Origin of the sequence: Methylophilus sp. 13 (assembly GCF_015354335.1) — a bacterium.
GTDB classification, from domain to species: domain Bacteria; phylum Pseudomonadota; class Gammaproteobacteria; order Burkholderiales; family Methylophilaceae; genus Methylophilus; species Methylophilus glucosoxydans.
In genome coordinates, this window is the sequence record NZ_JADKYR010000003.1 from 627,926 (window position 1) to 645,582 (window position 17,657).

Sequence of the window (17,657 nt, forward strand, 5' to 3'; positions counted from 1 at the left end):
AAAAAAGCCCCGTTTACGGGGCTTTTTTATTGCACAACTCAGATTGGTTACTGGGATTGGTTACTGGATCAATTCACGCCAGCTTTGCTTGGTGCCATAGCTACCATTGCTTTTTTGCTTGAAAATCACCGTGGCCTTGCTGGATCCCGACAGACCGAATATCTGGTCATCCAGGCTTAATTGCTGCGGGGTAGGGTCATTACTGCCAGTCACCACAACATGTGGCACGCCATTCCCGTCATAGACAATATTAAAACCAACGGCGGGTGTGGTCATACGCTCAGAAATGGCACCACCAGGCAACAAAGAGCCGCCTTTTTTATAGTTAAAGAAGTTAAACCAGCCATAGCCGGCACCACTACAAGCCTCGCTACTTGGTACAAGTGTTGGCATCATCAGGGCGCCATTGAGTAACAATGGATCCAGATTGACACGTTCCCCTACAGGAAAATCCAGCACCCAGCCATAGCCAGAATCAAAATTCACCGTGCCAGTGGAGGACACCGTACGATCCCCGCTTAACACTTGCGTCGTTAACTGACTACGGCCAATTGGCGTGGTCTGCCCGCTATCCTTGAACACATAGACTGAGTTCTGAGGCGTATTGGTCAAATCGGCAGGCTCCAGAAACTTGCCGGTACCCACCATGACCACCATATTCTTATCGACCTTGCCCAACTCTGGCTGGGTAGTCACTTTTTGTGCAGTACCGCCACCCGCAGTCAAGCTGGCAATTTTATTGACGGTATTGGTATTGATATTAAAACGCCAGATATTGCCATTTAAATCGCCACCATACACATTTAATACCGTGTTGTTCTCAAACATTTGCTCAGCGTAGCCGGAAATTTTTGCCAAGCCGCTAGGGTTGGCAGCATCCCCCTCGCCAGTCGTCAATGTTTTTAACAGGCTGCCTGTTCTTGCATCGAGGACATATAAATAGCCACGGCCATCGCCGACCGGATTGTTTGCAACAAAGGTGCCATCGTTGAGTTTGCGAGCATTGGTGCCGTTGTTGTAACCAGAAGTCAAAAGCACCACCCAGCGCCCATCCAGCATTTTAGTCACCATCGGGTTACCAAAGCTGTAGCCTAGCGTATTGTTTATGCCATCTGGCTGAGCATAAAACTCCCAAAGCACTTGTGGGTTTTCCGGTGTGGTCACATCCAGCGCAAAATAGCCACGCCCGCCCCCGTTTAGCCCGGAAACCAAAATCGTACGCCACTCCGCATTGTCCCCGGTGCAAGCTGAGATACAGATATCCGTGACCACCGGGCTGCCATTGACATAATTTGTATGGTAATTGGCACCATATTCCTTATCTGCCAGATTGGCCAGATTCGGAATGACTGGGGATGGGATAAAAGCCCATAGCTCTGTGCCGTCATTGGCATTGAACGCATGTAGCATGCCATCGTTAGCCCCGACATAGACGGCGGCTGTGCGTGTTTTAGCCCAAGTTTTGTAAGCCTTATAGCCGGGATCGAGATAATCAACGTTCGAAGCCCTGAAATAACTGGGGCGAGATTGTGAGATATCGCCCAGTGTTGCCTGCCGCTCTCTGAATAAGCGGTTGGCAGGCGCTGTATTCATACTGTTGTCTTCATAGGTCTTATTCCCAATCAGGTAATCAACCAGCTTGTCGGCTTTTTGAGTATCTGTCATTTTCGGATCGGTGGCAGGCAAGGCTTTCATCTGGCTTAAAGCGTTATAACCCTCTTCCAGTTTAGTTCTATACGCTGCCGGTAAATTACCAGGTTTAAAGTCAGCACGTGCATTGTTATTGTTAAAGTAAATTTTACGTTGCCCAATTTGCGTTTTGAGTTTGCCATCGCAGCTACGGGCAATGGGCACATAGCATGCTGTTGCGTCACCAAAATTCAGCACTGATCCCAGAGAACCGTTAGCGTTGCTACAAGTTGAATCGGTGGAGTTGCTGGTTTTGCAATACAAGTTACTGTCTGGTCCGGTATAGGCTGTGGCTGGAGAGGTACAGGCCTCAGCCGCCACATTTTCCACACACCAAACTGCGGTTTCTGAGGTTTGCAAGGAATTGGTATTGACCGTCCGCGCTTCCAGGTTACCCGTCCATTTTACTGACTGATAACTGGCCACATACTGGAAGTTATCGCCATTGGTCGGCGCCAGGCTACTGGCCGCAGCCGCGGCACTCGCACCCTGGATGGATTTAATCTCTGACAAGCCCTTGGCCAAGGACTCGCGCAACAGTTTGGGGTTGCTGGCACTATAGTAGGTGCCGCCGGCATTCACAGCCGCATGCCATAAATCATCAATGCGGGTGCCGTTTTCCGCCAGGGTGGGATCAGGCCAGTTTTTGCGCATGGGCGTCGCGCTTAAGTCTTTAAAGTCGCCCATGGTCTGCGTTTTATAATCATCGGTATAAAGCAGGGTCCCTGCAATGCCCAGGCCCAAGGTCAAGGTGACCATGTTTTGCTTGGGGTAATCCGTCGCCGTGCCACAAACGGATGAACCCAAAGATCCCGTGCAATTGGAGAGCGTGCTGTCACGGATATCCGTGTCATAAAAATACTTGGCCGTATCCGCCAAGGTATTGGATTTGTTACTGCTATCAAACTGTGGCGCAGGCGTACTGCCGCCATCCTGATTACCTATCGCAGTTGAACCATTAATGCGCGTAGGATTGCCGTTATCGTTCCAATAGCCGTCGGTGGTCAACAAGGTAAAGTTGGATTGGCAGGCATACTGTATCGGATCATCGGTTCCTAACGTCTTTTTGCCAGCATAGTGTTTGCCCACATTGGCAAGGGCAGTGCGCAACGGCGTCCCGCCACTAGGATTGACTGCAAACAATTTATCGTACCAGGATTGCTTTTGCGAGCTGTCAAAAGGAGCCAGCGGCAGATAATTAGAAGATGAATTATTAATCGTCACAAATCCCACCCTATACCTGGAATCCAGGGCTTTAAACGCTTGGCTGGCGGCAGTTTTCATCGAGAGCATGCGTGTACGATAATAGGTGACCCAATTAGCATAATTGGTAAACTCTTCGCTATAGGTGCAAGTAGCCGCAGCACAATCGGTTCGCTCGGCGCCTTTGCTGGTTGCCCCCGGCGCGCTATAACTGGTTTGGGCAGTCGTAATTTCCTGATATATCAGGCTGCCAGGAATATCCGTGTTATTCGTGGATAATTGTGTGGCCGTATAGCTGCCTCCCGACCCGGAAAAAGTCACTTGTATCGGACTAGCCGGGTTGAGGGCATCCCCGGCAAAGGTACTAAAATCAAAACTACTGCCATTGTTGCTGATGACAACATTGCCTGCCAATTTGCAAGCGCCTGTCATGGAGGAGTTACAGAGATTATTTTGTACGCGGCTAGAGACTGTCGAGGCGTTGGAACTCGAGGTGGTCGCGGCAGACAGCAACTCAATATTATTGATTTTGACGCTGGTCACTCTCACCGAACCACTGATACTAAAACTCAGCCGATACCGCGCGCTTGGTTCCCTCAAGTAAACATAGGTATTGCTATCATTCACTGTAGAGACATTATTGCGGATGCCCTGGCAACGGTCTTGCGTCCCACCACTGGAATCGAGCGTTCTTTTTTTAGAGGCAGCATCCGAGTTACACCAGCGCAAGGTGGCCGGATAATTATAGGCAACGCCATTCACCGTGGTTTTAGTTTTTGAAACTACACAACTGGTCAATGCAGGCGTGGTACAAAACTCACCCGGCACATAAGCGTAGTAATAGGCTGATGAGCCTCGCGTAATATTGCCATACACTGTGGTGACGTTTTCAGAAAAACCACTGAACGAGGTTTTATTGGCAAGGCTCGTCCCCAAGTAATTGAGCGGTGTACTGTAGGTCACTTCAGGGTTATAAAACTGTGTATTGTAGGCCGAGTTACTAAATAACCAGTCGGCGGCATCATAGGTATACCAGGACCAGCCGCTGGAATAGGAACGGCCATCAGGATCATCCGCGGCCCAGTCAGGGGTATAGTTGAAGCCCATACTGCCGGAGTTATCCAGCACAAACATCAGATTGGGTTTTACATCCGAGCTCCCGGAAGTTTGTAGCGGCATGGTGGCCAGGTCGAGAAACTCCGCCATGACCAAACCAGGCAATGCCAGTATCAGGAAAACAATTGTATGAAGGCAACGTGTTGGTTTCATCATTCCACCTGTTTAGTTGGAGATAAATGACTGCATATAAGTCACCGTATTTTTAGGGCCAGCGATACGCAAAGTAACGCGGTAGAGTGGCGAGTCCGAACTTGAGACGCAACGTTTGAACAGCTCCATGTTGTTGATATTGTGTGAGCAGTTTTCACCATTGTTGGGCGAGCTGGCCATCATGCAGCGCGAGGCATTGGTGGCTGCACTGCCTGCATTGATTTCGGCATTGCTGAAGTTACACATGCGCTCAATGACAAAGCGAATCTGATTACCCTGACGGTCCATGCCATTACGAATTTCGTCATTGCCGTCAGTCTGGTTAGGGACCTGGCTACTGTTGCTGTCATCCCAGGTCATGGTAGTGAGCTGCTTGCCATCACAAATCTGTGCATCCGGATTAGTATCAAACTGACTGCAGTTTGCGTAATAGCCCAGCTGCGGATGATGGGTGGTACTGACCTCAAGCACGACGTTTTTGGCAATATATTCAGTAATCCCTTCTAGCACGACATTGGCCGTGGTAGTCGCGGATTGGCGATAGACGAGGTTGCCGGACACCAGCGCATTGGTATCTACGCTACGGATCAAGGCAACGGCGGCAATAGACATCACTGCCAGCGCCAGCAAGGCAAAAAACAAGACGATCCCTCGCTGTGCTAAGGGCAGCGGGGCTTGATTGGAAGGGGTATACGGATCAGAGCGCATCACGATTCCAAAGAATATTTCTGAGAGGAATGTTGGCCTCAAAGGTCCGGTAGCGATACTGTTGCCATTGAGGCACCGCTGTTAAATCGACATTGGCAGGATTGGCATCTGCCTGCCAGACACAGACCTTGGCGAGCCCGGCAACGGAACCATTACATGCCTGGCTAACGGCTTTTTTCTGTAGATTGCCATCCCTGGTCACCACCGCAATGCGGATGGCACGGATACGGTTTCTGTCGATGAGCGAAATCGTGTCACCAAAGATGCCGGTGGCATCCACCCAGCGGTCAACCCGGTTTAAAAAGCCGGCAGCCGTGGCCGAGGGCGATGCAGGATCAATGGTATCAGAGATGCCATATTGCGCCTGCAAGCTCACTATGTCACTGGCAACAGGGATCGCAGCGGCATTGGGGAAAGGATCTGTCCCTGGCGTGCCGCCGCTCCTGGTCAACTCCAGGTTGGCGCTGACACGGTACTCATACTGGTTCCAGGCGCCCAGGCAAGAGAATCGTACCCAGTCAGCCCCGTTCAAAATCGTTACCGGGCTGGCGGTGGGTGGCGTATTGAGCTCGCTCAGCGTATTGATGGTCCGGTCAGCGTTTAACTTTTTCAGCCTGGCCAGACTACAGTTGGGACTGCTCGGCGTTTGGTGATAGAGCACCACATCGTTTTCCTGGCAGCCAATCAGGCGGCCATCCAGCGTAGGCGTAGTAATCGTGCCCGTCGCACGCAGTGACGCACCACCGCTGGCCGGATTACCATAGCGAATGCGCACAATATCACTGCCTGCGCCGCCATCCACAATCACCACGGGTGATAAATTGATGACGACGCCCCCTTGATTGATGGATGTCTCTATCGGGCACAACAACGGGGATGGGTCTGAGCTGTTATAAAGCGGCAGTCCATATCCGGCATTCTGTGCATCGCGCTGCATGTAGTACATGGCCAGCACGCCATTCGACTGCGCATCGCTACCGCCGGTAATGGCACGTTTTCTTGCTTCAAAACCGGTAAACAGGTTGCTGATCGCCAAAGTAGCCACCAGACCAATCAGCAACCCGACCAGGAGCTCTACCAGGCTAAAGCCTGACTGCAACCGCTGTGATTTTATGCCTACCCTATTCATCTGCTGGCCTTTGCTCAGGGTGTGACATCAAACAAATAGCTGGACGCATTGACTAAATGGCGCGTGCCGCCCGGTACTTGCCAGCCCACCGTGACGGTGATCATGCTGTTGGTGATGGCAGAAAAACTCAGGGTGCCGTTGGGTAACTGGGTTTTAATACTTTCCGTATCCACCTGGCTGACATAAGTCGCAGCATCACCGCCATAGGCCATCAGATTGGCAATATGGGTCTGTGCAATCAACTGTGCCTCGGCACGGTAACGATTGTCACTGCTGTTCTTGATCATGGCGCTTTGCAAGCCAACCAGGGCCAGCACCCCCATGCTAAAAATCACGACCGCCACCATCGCCTCAATCAATACAGATCCGGCTTGCTGGCCCAAGGTGCGTCGCGCCCTGTTAATGGATGTTTTTAACATGCGCGGGTATCCCCAACCGTGGTCACCGCAGGGTCGCAAACCTTGACGTTGCCGCCTGCCGCCAATGTCACTCTCAAGGCTTTACGTTCTTCTGCCTTGACCTGGCTGTTACTCACATTCACCATGGTCAGCGCATCCGGGCTAGCCGGGTCGCGCGTACCAAAACTGCTAAACACCGCGGTATAGTTATCTGCAGTCACGGTGACATTGCTGGATGCGCCTTCGGTGGCACTTTTCTGGGTGATGACCGCTGGGCAGGCTGGCGTGATGGCAACGCAGCCAATCTGCCAGGCACTGTTGGTTTGCAATGTGAATTTCACTCGACTATTACGCTTGATCGCTTCGGCACGTGATTGCTGCAGACCGTTCCTGACAGACTCGGCCACGGTTCTGATTTGCGAATTGCCAATCGCCGTCTGAAAAGCCGGGATGGCAATACTGGAGACCGCCACCATCACAACCACGGTGACGACCAGCTCAATCAAGGTAAAGCCTTGCTGCTGCATTAGCAACTTCCTGAGGATGAAGTCAGCCAGCAAGTGGCGCCAGTGGTGCCGTCGTAAATAGAGGTCTTGGCGTTATCCTGGTTGACGGTAAATGAAAAATTACCCATGTTCTGCGCTGATTTGCCTGTCGCTTTCAGGGTGTAAGTCGTCGCTGACTGGTTATCAATCGAGTAATCGAAATACTTGGCATCACTTGGGTTGCAGACAAAGCCCACATAGGTAAAGTTATCCTGGTAAAACTGTTCGACCTGCACACGGCAATTGGCCAGATTGGCAGGTGCCTCAGCCGCATTGCCACTTTTGACATAATCCTGGTAACCCGGCACGGCAATGCTGGCGAGCAAGCCGATAATGGCCACCACCACCATGACTTCAATCAGACTAAAGCCTTGTTGTAAAAGACGCTTCATGAATATCCCCTTTTTGCACAGCCTTATCATGCAAACAGCGATTCTTCCTGTCTAGCAGTAGCCGACTAGCGGTTAACTCTGGCTGACAAACGGTAGACTTGGCCCAAGCGCGCGCGACCAGGGATGGGCCAGCGCAGCTTTAGTGGTAAAATCTGGCTTTATTTTGATTGGACGCCAGGATCATGTTTGCCAGCTCTACAAAATTAATAGCACTTGCCCTGCTGTTATGCACCCTGGGTGCTTGTGGCCTCAAAGGCAATTTGTATCTTCCCGAGCGTCAGTATCCTCAACCACAACCGCCATCAGACAAGTCGCCATCGTGATCCCGTTTTCAACCCAACAAGGCCTGCTACATGCCGAAAATGTAGCCTTGCGTGATATTGCGCAAACCCACCAAACCCCCACCTACGTCTATTCGCGGGCGGCACTCACCCAGGCGTTTGAGCGTTTTGCTGCCGGGCTGCGTGGGCATGACCATTTGATCTGTTTTGCCGTGAAGGCCAACCCTAGCCTGGCGATACTGAATCTGTTTGCCCGCCTGGGTGCCGGCTTTGATATTGTGTCTGGCGGTGAGCTGGCCCGTGTAATTGCAGCTGGCGGTGATCCGAAAAAAGTCGTGTTCTCTGGCGTAGGGAAATCCCACGCTGAAATTGAGGCCGCCCTTGAAGCAGGGATCTATTGCTTTAACGTAGAGTCTATCAATGAGCTGGACCGTATCCAGCAAGTGGCGGCTCGCTTGGGTAAACAGGCCCCGGTTTCGTTGCGGGTCAATCCAAACGTAGACGCAAAAACCCACCCCTATATCTCTACCGGCCTTAAAAATAACAAGTTTGGCGTGGCATTTGAAGATGCACTGGCTTTGTATGAAAAAGCGGCGCAATTGTCCAACATTGCCGTGCATGGCGTCGATTGCCATATCGGCTCGCAGATTACCGAGCTATCGCCGTTTCTAGATGCGCTGGATAAAGTCCTCGGTTTAGTGGATGCGCTGGCGGCCAAAGGCATCCCTATTCAGCATATTGATGTCGGCGGCGGCGTAGGCATTACCTACAGTGACGAAACCCCGCCGGACTTTGCCGCCTATACGGCCGCCATCCTGCAAAAACTGGCAGGCAGAAACGTCAAGGTACTGTTTGAACCCGGCCGCGCGCTGGTCGGCAATGCAGGCGTATTACTGACCAAAGTCGAATACCTCAAGCCCGGTGAGACCAAAAACTTCGCCATCGTCGATGCCGCCATGAACGACCTCATGCGCCCCGCCTTGTACGACGCTTTTCACAATATCACGACCATTGCCCCGTCTGCGGCACCCACTGCGGTCTATGAAATCGTAGGTCCCGTCTGCGAAAGTGGTGACTTTTTGGGCCATGACCGGACACTGGCAATTGCAGAAGGCGATTATCTGGCCATACACTCTGCCGGTGCTTATGGCATGAGCATGGCCAGCAACTACAACACGCGTGCACGTGCCGCAGAAGTACTGGTCGACGGCGATCAGGTGCATGTGATTCGCGAGCGCGAGCAGATTGCTGATCTGTTTAAACTGGAGCGCGTCTTGCCGTAAGATTGGCCGGCATTGCAATTTTCAGCAGTAATCAATAAAAAAACCGAAGCATTTGATTGCTTCGGTTTTTTTATTGTTAAAAGATACGTGTTAATCAAAAATCACGGTCTTGTTCGCATAAAGCAGAATACGATGCTCAATATGCCAGCGTACGGCTTTGGAGAGCACAACCCGTTCCAGATCACGGCCTTTCTGAATCAGGTCCTCGACCTGGTCACGGTGAGAAATACGCGCCAGATCCTGCTCAATAATAGGGCCCTCATCCAATACCTCAGTCACATAATGGCTGGTCGCACCAATCAGCTTCACACCGCGCTCAAAGGCACGGTGATAGGGGCGCGCACCGATAAAGGCTGGCAAAAATGAATGGTGGATATTGATAATCCGCTGAGGATAGCGCGCGACAAACTCGGGAGACAGAATCTGCATGTATCTTGCCAGCACAATCAGGTCAATCTTGTGTTGGTCAAACAAAGCAAACTGCTGCGCCTCGACGTCGGCTTTGGTCTCTTTGGTCATCGGCAGATAGTGAAACGGGATGCCATAGAACTGTGCCAGTTTCTCCGTATCTCTATGATTGCTGATAATCAGTGGAATCTCGCAGGCCAGCTCGCCACTATGATGACGGTGCAGCAGGTCTACCAGGCAATGATCATATTGCGACACCATGATCGCCATGCGTGTTTTTTGCTCGGACAACTTGAGTTGCCAGGTCATGCCAAAGCGTTGCGCCACCGGGCCAAACGCCTGCTCGAAATCGGCAACGGCCACATTGAAATTGGTCAGGTCCCACTCGACGCGCATCAAAAACAGATTATTTTCCGCATCCTGATGCTGGTCTGCGTGTAAAATATTGGCATTGTGCTCATACAAAAATTGCGCAATCGCCGCCACAATCCCTTTGGTATCCGGGCAGGTAATCAGCAAGGTAGCAGTGTTTTTCATAACATGGGCTTTAAGCGAGCAACAAAAATGCAGATTATACCTGATGCCTGCCAGCCCTTGTGGTTGACCTTGGCAGTTGCAGGCGCAGACAGCAGCAGACTCTTGACGGAATTCATTATGCAAACAGAAGTGACACCTGAGATCGTATTGGCCAACCCGCGTGGCTTTTGTGCGGGCGTAGACCGTGCCATTATTATTGTCGAACAGGCACTCGAAAAATTCGGCGCGCCGATTTATGTGCGCAATGAAGTGGTTCACAACAAATTTGTCGTGGGTCAATTGCGCGACAAAGGCGCCATTTTTGTCGATGATCTGGAAAAAATTCCGGCAGGCAGCATTGTGATTTTTAGTGCGCATGGCGTTTCCAAAGCGGTGCGCGCAGAGGCAGAGTCGCGCGGCCTGACCGCGTTTGACGCCACTTGTCCGCTGGTGACCAAGGTGCATATCGAAGTCGCCAAAATGCGTAAAGATGGCCTGGAGATCATTATGATCGGCCACAAAGGCCATCCAGAAGTCGAAGGCACCATGGGCCAATCCGAAGCAGGCATGTATCTGGTGGAAACCCCGGAAGAGGTGACCGCCCTCACCGTCACCGACCCTGACAAACTGGCCTATGTGACACAAACCACCTTATCGGTGGATGACGCCACTCAGGTCATCAACGCCCTTAAAACACGCTTCCCCAACATCAAGGCACCCAAAAGCGATGATATTTGCTACGCCACGCAAAATCGCCAGGATGCGGTCAAAATCATGGCCAAAGACTGTGATCTGGTCATCATTGTCGGTTCGCCCAATAGCTCCAACTCAAACCGCCTGCGTGAAGTTGCCAAAAACCAAGGGGTAGAAGCCTATATGGTCGATAATGCCAGCCACCTGCAAGCGGCCTGGTTACAAGGTAAAAAGAAAATCGGCATTTCCGCCGGTGCCTCAGCCCCTGAGGTGTTAGTACAGGAAGTGATTGCTGCTTTGAAAAACATGGGTGCTAACCAGGTGGAAGAGTTGCAAGGGGTAGTGGAAAACGTCGTGTTCCAGCTGCCCAAAAACCTGGTCAATGCAGAGAAGCGCAGCACGGTTTAAACGCTTGCCGCATTGATTGGCTGGCCGTCCCTTGCTAAGATTGGCAAACAATGTTCGCCTTGTTTGCCGGTGTAGCTCAGTTGGTAGAGCGGTTCATTCGTAATGAAAAGGTCGGGGGTTCGATTCCCTTCTCCGGCACCATCCACACATCAAAAAATTCCGACCGGCCACCGGCAAAAAAAAGCCCAAGCCATTTCAGCTTGGGACAAGCAATATCCTCGGGAAAGGATAGTCGGGAAACTCGCATGTGATTGTTGTTAACTGCCATTGCGATTGAATTCCACTACACTGATTCACGTATGCATGATTTGTGCCAAATCATTTAAACAGTCCAAGCACTTGATTTTAATTGAATAAATCTAGATATGGGGCGCACTCACCCACACGAATTGATTGATATCAACCACCACTCTGGTTTCATAGAACCAAATTGGTGGTTATTCAGCGCGCGGACGGCGCAGGTCGGAAAACAGCGGGAACAACAAAGGCAACAACAACAGTGTGAACAAGGTCGCGGTAATTAACCCACCGACAATCACCACCGCAAACGGCCGCTGGGTTTCGGAGCCAATGCCATGCGAGAGCGCCGCTGGCATCAAGCCCAACCCGGCCATCAAGGCCGTCATCAATATCGGGCGCAAGCGGGCAACTGCGCCTTCAATCACCGATTCCGACAGCTCTCTGCCTTCGCGCATCAAACTCTTGATCTGCTCGACCATGATCACCCCGTTTTGCACCGAAATGCCGGCCAGCGCAATAAAGCCGACGGCGGCAGAGACAGACAAATGCAGTCCGGCCACGGCCAGCCCCGCCAGGCCGCCCACCAGCGTAAATGGAATCATCAGCAACACCAGCAAGGCATTTTTGACCGACTTGAATGCCCAAAACAGCAAGACAAAAATCAACAACACAGACAAGGGCACAATCACCATCAACCGCTTCATGGCCCGTTGCTGGTTTTCAAATTGTCCACCCCAGGTCATGCTATAGCCAGGCGGCAGCTTGACCTTTGCCTCGACCTGCTGCATGGCTTCTTGCACGAAACTGCCCTGATCGCGGTCTGTAATATTGGCTTTGATGGAGACAATACGCGAGCCTGATTCGCGGCTGACACGAGAAGCCCCTTCTTTGATGGTCACCTCGGCCACCTCGCTGAGCGGGATGCTACCGTTTCCATTTGGTAAGGCAATCGGTAACTCGTCAATATCATCCACAGAATCGCGGAAAGGTCTGTCCAGCCTTAACGTAACATCAAAATGCCGGTCGCCATCGTAAAACGTATTGGCCGGATTGCCGGCTAAAGCGGTTTGTACCGTATTGTTAACATCGCCCGCCATCAGGCCATAGCGCGACAATTGGGCACGGTTAAGCGTGATATCGAGCTCAGAGTTGCCTGAAATGCGGACTGCCGCCACATCGGTTGCGCCACGGACGTGATTGATGACATCGACCACCTCTGCCGCTTTCTGCTCGAGAATCGTTAAATCAGGGCCAAAAATCTTGACTGCAATTTCACCTTTCACGCCAGACAACGCCTCCTCCACACTGTCCTGAATCACTTGCGAAAAGTTGGTAGGCACGCCCGGAATCTCGTGGATACGGCGCGACATATCCTTGATCAGCGATTCCTTATCGGCAAACTTCCATTCGCTGTGCGGCTTGAGATCAGCCAGAATCTCCATGTGATAAGGCCCCTTAGGGTCGGTGCCGTCATCTGGCCGTCCGACATGCGACACCACCAACCTCACCTCTTGGTAGCTATTCAGAATCTTGCGGATTTCTCGCTCGATCTCTTTGGTTTTTTCCAGGCCAGCCGAGGGTGGCAAATCAACGGTGAGCCAGATATTGCCTTCATCCAGCTTGGGGAGGAATTCCGAGCCTAACATGGGCGCAGAGAGCACGGATATAACCAAAATGCCCCCGGATAAAATGACCACCCATGCGCGGCATTTGCGGGTTTTAAGCAAAATATGACGATAGGCATTTTGCAAGCTTTGCATCCAGTGGCTGTGCTTTTCCGCCATATCCTCACGCTTCATGGTGTATGACAACAAGGCTGGCACCAGCGTCAAAGTCAGGATAATGGCGCCCAGCAAGGCAAAACTCAAGGTGAATGCCATCGGCGAGAAAATTTTTCCTTCTACGCGTTGAAAGGTAAAAATCGGCAAAAAGGCAGTGATGATGATGGCTTTGGAGAACAGAATCGGGTGCCCCATATCAATCGCCGTGCTTTTAAGCGTCTGCATGCGCCAGGCCAGCCCCATATTGCCTTGTGTTTTATCCACCTCAGCCACCGCCAGGCGCACCATCAGCGCCTCTACCAGCACCACTGCACTGTCAATAATAATGCCAAAGTCTACCGCCCCGAGCGAGATCAGGTTAGCGGAGACACCGCGTAAATCCATGACAATAAAGGCAAATAACAGGGATAACGGAATCACCGAAGCCACAATCAGGGCGGCGCGCCAGTTGCGCAAAAACACTACCAAAATCGTCACCACCAGCAATGCGCCGACAATCAGGTTTTCTGCCACGGTATGCACGGTGTGGTGAACCAGGCCGGTGCGGTCATAAAAAGGCACGATTTTGACGCCGGGCGGCAGGGTCTGATTGACCAGATCCACCTTCTCGCGCAAGGCGTCGATCACTTTGGCGGCATTCTGGCCCTTGGTCATCAGCACGATGCCTTCAATAATGTCATCCTGCTGATTAAAGGAAACGATGCCTGAACGGGGGCGGTCACCAATCACCACCTGACCAAGGTCGCTGACCAGAATCGGCTTGCCATCCCGCGTATCCACGACGGATTGCGCAATATCATCCAGACTGCGAAACAGGCCTATGCCACGCACCACCAGCGACTCGTCGCCTCTGTGCATGAGTCCGCCACCCACGTTACTGCTGTTGTTGCTGACCGCCTGGTTAACCTGATCAATACTCACATCAAACTTTTTCAAGCGGTAAGGATCCAGCTTGATTTGGTATTCCTTGACCGTCCCGCCAAAACTGGTGATATCGGCCACCCCTGGCACCATGCGCAATTGCGGGATAATTTTCCAGTCCTGGATAGCGCGGATTTCGCGTTGCGGCATCTCTGCCGGTGCTTCAACCAAATAGCGGTAAACCTCCCCCACCGCCGTCGTCAGCGGTGCCAGCGTGGGTTGCAAGCCGATGGGCAAGCTCACCCCTTGTAAACGCTCTAACACCTGCTGCCGCGCAAAATAATCTTGCGTGCGCTCGGCAAAAGTGAGGGTGACCACGGAGAGCCCGGTAATAGACACCGAACGGATTTGTGCCAGTCCCGGCACCCCGCTCATCCCATGCTCAATCGGCAGTGAAACGACGCGCTCGACCTCCTCTGGCGCCATGCCCGGCGATTGTGTCACGATAATCACGTGCACATCTTCAACATCGGGGAACGCTTCAATTGGCAGGTTTTGCACCGCAAACCAGCCAAAAATCATGAGCACAACCGCGCCAATCAGCAGAAATACACGCTGTTGCAGTGAGAAGGTGATCAAGCCTTTTAACATCGCCTATTTACTCACGGACAAATCTGAATTGAGCAGAATGGCGCCGCTGGTCACGATGCGCTCACCCGGGTTTAAGCCGGTTTTCACGGTGGCATATTCCCGCCGTTGTAAATCCAGCACGACTTTACGCTTGCTAAAATGCAAGGGCTGCTCTTCTACAAAGACATAGCTGTAGAGTCCCTCGGTAATCAGGGCACTGTTGGGCACGCGGATGACGCGATGCTGGCTGGTATCCAGCGGCGTGATGCGCGCATACATTTCTGGCTTGAGCTTGCCTTTGCTGTCGAGCAGGCAACGCACAGGAATCCGGCGCGTGGCCGGGTCTACCATGATGCCTATTGTTTTAATTTCGCCGTCAAACACCTCGTCAGGATAGGCATCCACCTGGACACTGAGCTTTTGCCCTTGCGAAATCCGGCTCAAGTCCCGCTCTGGCAAATCGATACTGGCCCAGACATGGCTGGGATCCGTGATCAAAAACAAAGGATCTGCCGCATCGGGGCGGACCTCGCTGCCAGGATTCACTTTCCGGTCAACCACCACCCCCGCGATTGGCGAGCGCACGACATAGCGATCACTTGCCCCGGTCGACACCCGCAGGTTTTTCAACCTCGCCATCGCGCGCTCATGTTCTGCACGCGCACTCGCCCAATCCGCCTGTGCGACTTCCATGTCTTTTCTGGCCAGCACCCCGCCTTCAACCAGCATGCGGCTACGCTCCAGCGCCTGTTGCTTGAGCCCCAAATCGGCCTGCGCCTTGCGCACATCCGCGACCGCCGCCCCCACATCCGGCGAGTCCATCACCAGCAAGGGCTGACCGGCTTTCACGGCTTCGCCGACTTGTGCCTGAATATTCAGCGCTCGTCCGGCCACTGGCGAATACACCCGTGCTGTCCGGTTTTCATCAAACACAATCTTGCCGTTGAGGGGCTCGGTCACCGGCACCGGGATCTCGGTGACGGGTTCAATTTTGAGACTGTTTAATTGTGGCGAACCCGACGTCAGTACAATCTGGTTGGCTGGTTGCGCGGGCACTCGGGCATTTTTGTCTGCAGCCATGGCTGAAGCCATGCAAATCCCTATCGCGCACAAGATAAATACGATCTGGCGCATCGCCTTGACGGTAGCAGGGGGGGAAGCCATGGAAGTGAATGAGCGCATCATAAAATTATTCTTGATAGACAAATGCCTGGCGGGTGGCCGCTAACCAGGCGGATAAGGACTTGGCATAATCAGCTTTGACGCTGACTGCCTCCAGTTGGAGCGTGCGTAAAATACGTCTGGCATCGAGCAAATCCATGACATTCATGGCGCCATGCTTGTAAGCAAACTCTGCCGCATCTGCTGCGTTTTGCGCTTCACGCAGAATGCTCTGGTCAAAACGTCGATTTTTATCAATCGCGGCATCCAAATCTGCTTTGGCCTGCCTCATTTCGGCAATCGCCGCCGCCTGCACACGCTCTCTGGCCTCGATTGCACTGGTATAGCCAACTTCAGCCCGTGCGGCCTCGCCCTCATACTGATAATTGGTAAACAAAGGAATACTCAATGAAGCGCCTATGGTATCTGGTGCCGATCCAGGCTCCTGCCCGGGAAAATGCTGGTAAGCAAACGACCAGGTAAAATCTCTGACCTTGAGCGACTCCGCAAGCTTTCTGGTCTGCTGGGCCTGCTCCATGCGCGCTTCAGCAGCCTTCACATCCGGACGTTGTGGTAACCAGCCAGTGTCTTTCTCAGCCGCTGGATTGGCCGAGGGCTCTGTAATCAGGGCGGGCCAGGGGTCCGTCACACGGAGCTTACTCGCATCCTGATCCTTGCCAAGCAAGTAAGCCAGCATGGCTTGCGCTTTTTGCACAGTCGCCTCAGCCTGGCGCAAATCATTGCTGGCCCGCAGGGCATCTACCCGGATGCGCGCTACATCGGCCGACGCCACATCGCCTGCTTTCAGACGCAATTGCGCTGCCTGCAGTGTTTTCTCGTAACTACTGACATTCGCCTGCTGAATGAGCAGACTTTCCTGGGCAAGTTTGAGATCAAAATAGGCATTGGCCATGGCCAACGCCTGTTGACGATAGGTTTCCCCCAGGTCGAGCCGGCTCGCTTTGACCGCACTTTCCGCCACGGCAGAACGCAGTGCCCGCTTGTCACCACGCTCATACAACTGAGTGACCTGCACCGCCGAGTTATAGGTTTGATCCAACAGGTCTCGTTTGCCGTTTTGGTTTTTATTGCCTTGGCCGCGATTGAGGTTGAGACTGGAAAGGCCGAGTGACAAGACCGGGTTTGGTTTTTGGCCAGCAATCAGGGTATCGGCTTCTGCACTTTCAATCGCCCGCTTGGCAGCGAGCAGATCACGGTTATTGCCTGCAAACACAAGTTCCGCCTGTTGCAGGCTGAGCTGGTCCCATGCAACTGCTGGAGCGACACCGGAATCCGCAACCGCCTCTAAACAGACCATCAGCAACACGCAAAGCCAGCCCTGCTGACGCCTCAACATAACACCTATCCCTGTGCTCATCACTTAAATTTTTATGGTATACACCTGATTATCCTTATCATAGTAGGCTTATCTGCTTACGACAATCTTTCACTGAACGCATCCTGACAAAAAAGAGTCTATTGTAAACACCGTCAGCCATGGACAAGGCCGCGGGCTTTATAGACAATCCTCCTTATGACACAACATTTCAAGATTCCCGTTTCCGCATTGGTATTGATTCATACGCCAGATTTGCAAGTCCTGTTGATGGAGCGTACGGACAAACCGGGATACTGGCAGTCAGTGACCGGGAGCATAGAAGCAGAAGAATCGCCCTATCAGGCAGCGATCCGCGAAGTGCGGGAAGAAACCGGCTTGGACGCGCTGGCTTACGACTTTGAAGATTGGCACGCCAGCAATGTGTATGAAATCTATCCGCATTGGCGTCACCGATATGCGCCCGGCGTCATGCAAAACACCGAGCACCTGTTTGGCTTGTGTCTGCCAGAGCCTCAGCCAGTCACGCTGGCGCCAGACGAACACACGCACTATGAATGGGTGGACTGGCGGCAAGCGGCTAAAAAAGTCTTCAGCTGGACGAATGTGGATGCCCTTAGACGACTCGGTGAAAAACACCGTTTAACACTGTAATTGCCAGCTTTGCAATTGGGATAAATCCACATCGGTTGTAAAATAGCGTTTTACCCTCAACTAATGGCTATG

Annotated in this window: 14 protein-coding genes and 1 tRNA gene; 5 read left to right on the forward strand and 10 right to left on the reverse strand. The window is 52.5% G+C overall.

The genetic code is table 11. The features are described 5' to 3' along the window. Window positions 1-60 precede the first annotated feature (60 nt). The 6 genes from INP77_RS10765 to INP77_RS10790 form a co-directional block, all read right to left on the reverse strand. The gene (locus INP77_RS10765; protein ID WP_228518863.1) at window positions 61-4,098 is read right to left on the reverse strand and encodes a PilC/PilY family type IV pilus protein; all 4,038 of its coding nucleotides are present in this window, start codon (window positions 4,096-4,098) and stop codon (window positions 61-63) included. 75 nt (window positions 4,099-4,173) lie between these two features. After that, entirely contained in the window at window positions 4,174-4,869 is a 696-nt protein-coding gene (locus INP77_RS10770) for a pilus assembly PilX N-terminal domain-containing protein (protein WP_194749006.1), read from the reverse strand. Continuing rightward, window positions 4,859-5,998 (reverse strand): PilW family protein, encoded by a 1,140-nt coding sequence (locus tag INP77_RS10775; protein ID WP_194749007.1) that lies wholly within the window; start codon window positions 5,996-5,998, stop codon window positions 4,859-4,861. Before INP77_RS10775 ends, INP77_RS10770 begins: the two co-directional genes overlap by 11 nt. Before the next feature lie 14 nt (window positions 5,999-6,012). Beyond that, window positions 6,013-6,417 (reverse strand): hypothetical protein, encoded by a 405-nt coding sequence (locus INP77_RS10780; RefSeq protein ID WP_194749008.1) that lies wholly within the window; start codon window positions 6,415-6,417, stop codon window positions 6,013-6,015. Next, a complete protein-coding gene (locus INP77_RS10785) occupies window positions 6,411-6,923 on the reverse strand; it encodes a GspH/FimT family pseudopilin (protein ID WP_194749009.1) in 513 nt (170 codons plus the stop codon). Before INP77_RS10785 ends, INP77_RS10780 begins: the two co-directional genes overlap by 7 nt. After that, a complete protein-coding gene (locus INP77_RS10790) occupies window positions 6,923-7,333 on the reverse strand; it encodes a type IV pilin protein (protein ID WP_194749010.1) in 411 nt (136 codons plus the stop codon). The genes INP77_RS10785 and INP77_RS10790 overlap by 1 nt, the downstream gene beginning before the upstream one ends. Before the next feature lie 182 nt (window positions 7,334-7,515). Between INP77_RS10790 and INP77_RS14915 the strand changes: the two genes are divergently transcribed. Together INP77_RS14915 and lysA are read left to right on the forward strand one after the other, a co-directional pair. Further along, entirely contained in the window at window positions 7,516-7,656 is a 141-nt protein-coding gene (locus tag INP77_RS14915) for a lipoprotein (RefSeq protein ID WP_228518864.1), read from the forward strand. Beyond that, entirely contained in the window at window positions 7,653-8,897 is a 1,245-nt protein-coding gene (lysA, locus tag INP77_RS10795; protein WP_194749011.1) for a diaminopimelate decarboxylase, read from the forward strand. Before INP77_RS14915 ends, lysA begins: the two co-directional genes overlap by 4 nt. A gap of 90 nt (window positions 8,898-8,987) precedes the next feature. Here the strand turns inward: lysA and purU are convergent, their stop codons facing one another. Next, window positions 8,988-9,842: a formyltetrahydrofolate deformylase gene (gene purU / locus INP77_RS10800; protein WP_194749012.1), complete on the reverse strand. Its 855-nt coding sequence runs from the start codon at window positions 9,840-9,842 to the stop codon at window positions 8,988-8,990. A 117-nt stretch (window positions 9,843-9,959) separates the two neighbouring features. Between purU and ispH the strand changes: the two genes are divergently transcribed. Both ispH and INP77_RS10810 read left to right on the forward strand, forming a co-directional pair. After that, window positions 9,960-10,922, forward strand: a complete 963-nt coding sequence (gene ispH, locus INP77_RS10805; RefSeq protein ID WP_194749131.1) for a 4-hydroxy-3-methylbut-2-enyl diphosphate reductase — start codon at window positions 9,960-9,962, stop codon at window positions 10,920-10,922. A 65-nt stretch (window positions 10,923-10,987) separates the two neighbouring features. Next, window positions 10,988-11,063: transfer RNA gene (locus tag INP77_RS10810), tRNA-Thr, on the forward strand. Between the two features lie 296 nt (window positions 11,064-11,359). Here INP77_RS10810 and INP77_RS10815 read toward each other — a convergent pair. From INP77_RS10815 to INP77_RS10825, 3 genes are read right to left on the reverse strand one after another with little or no spacing between them, the layout of a single operon-like run. Further along, complete coding sequence (locus tag INP77_RS10815) at window positions 11,360-14,455, reverse strand: efflux RND transporter permease subunit (RefSeq protein WP_194749013.1); 3,096 nt, start codon at window positions 14,453-14,455, stop codon at window positions 11,360-11,362. Between the two features lie 3 nt (window positions 14,456-14,458). Continuing rightward, window positions 14,459-15,619, reverse strand: coding sequence for an efflux RND transporter periplasmic adaptor subunit (locus tag INP77_RS10820; protein WP_228518865.1), 1,161 nt, complete (start codon window positions 15,617-15,619; stop codon window positions 14,459-14,461). Between the two features lie 4 nt (window positions 15,620-15,623). After that, window positions 15,624-16,952: a TolC family protein gene (locus INP77_RS10825; protein ID WP_194749014.1), complete on the reverse strand. Its 1,329-nt coding sequence runs from the start codon at window positions 16,950-16,952 to the stop codon at window positions 15,624-15,626. 177 nt (window positions 16,953-17,129) lie between these two features. On the opposite strand from INP77_RS10825, the gene nudB reads away from it, so the two are divergent. Then, window positions 17,130-17,585, forward strand: a complete 456-nt coding sequence (gene nudB, locus INP77_RS10830) for a dihydroneopterin triphosphate diphosphatase (protein ID WP_194749015.1) — start codon at window positions 17,130-17,132, stop codon at window positions 17,583-17,585. Window positions 17,586-17,657: the final 72 nt, after the last annotated feature.

What these genes read in the sequence shown, in the direction of transcription:
- INP77_RS10765 (WP_228518863.1), bottom strand. Translation starts at nt 4,098, where the DNA reads ATGGCGGAGTTTCTCGACCTGGCCACCATGCCGCTACAAACTTCCGGG.
- INP77_RS10770 (WP_194749006.1), bottom strand. Translation starts at nt 4,869, where the DNA reads ATGCGCTCTGATCCGTATACCCCTTCCAATCAAGCCCCGCTGCCCTTA.
- INP77_RS10775 (WP_194749007.1), bottom strand. Translation starts at nt 5,998, where the DNA reads ATGAATAGGGTAGGCATAAAATCACAGCGGTTGCAGTCAGGCTTTAGC.
- INP77_RS10780 (WP_194749008.1), bottom strand. Translation starts at nt 6,417, where the DNA reads ATGTTAAAAACATCCATTAACAGGGCGCGACGCACCTTGGGCCAGCAA.
- INP77_RS10785 (WP_194749009.1), bottom strand. Translation starts at nt 6,923, where the DNA reads ATGCAGCAGCAAGGCTTTACCTTGATTGAGCTGGTCGTCACCGTGGTT.
- INP77_RS10790 (WP_194749010.1), bottom strand. Translation starts at nt 7,333, where the DNA reads ATGAAGCGTCTTTTACAACAAGGCTTTAGTCTGATTGAAGTCATGGTG.
- INP77_RS14915 (WP_228518864.1), top strand. Translation starts at nt 7,516, where the DNA reads ATGTTTGCCAGCTCTACAAAATTAATAGCACTTGCCCTGCTGTTATGC.
- purU (WP_194749012.1), bottom strand. Translation starts at nt 9,842, where the DNA reads ATGAAAAACACTGCTACCTTGCTGATTACCTGCCCGGATACCAAAGGG.
- ispH (WP_194749131.1), top strand. Translation starts at nt 9,960, where the DNA reads ATGCAAACAGAAGTGACACCTGAGATCGTATTGGCCAACCCGCGTGGC.
- INP77_RS10815 (WP_194749013.1), bottom strand. Translation starts at nt 14,455, where the DNA reads ATGTTAAAAGGCTTGATCACCTTCTCACTGCAACAGCGTGTATTTCTG.
- INP77_RS10820 (WP_228518865.1), bottom strand. Translation starts at nt 15,619, where the DNA reads ATGATGCGCTCATTCACTTCCATGGCTTCCCCCCCTGCTACCGTCAAG.
- INP77_RS10825 (WP_194749014.1), bottom strand. Translation starts at nt 16,952, where the DNA reads ATGTTGAGGCGTCAGCAGGGCTGGCTTTGCGTGTTGCTGATGGTCTGT.
- nudB (WP_194749015.1), top strand. Translation starts at nt 17,130, where the DNA reads ATGACACAACATTTCAAGATTCCCGTTTCCGCATTGGTATTGATTCAT.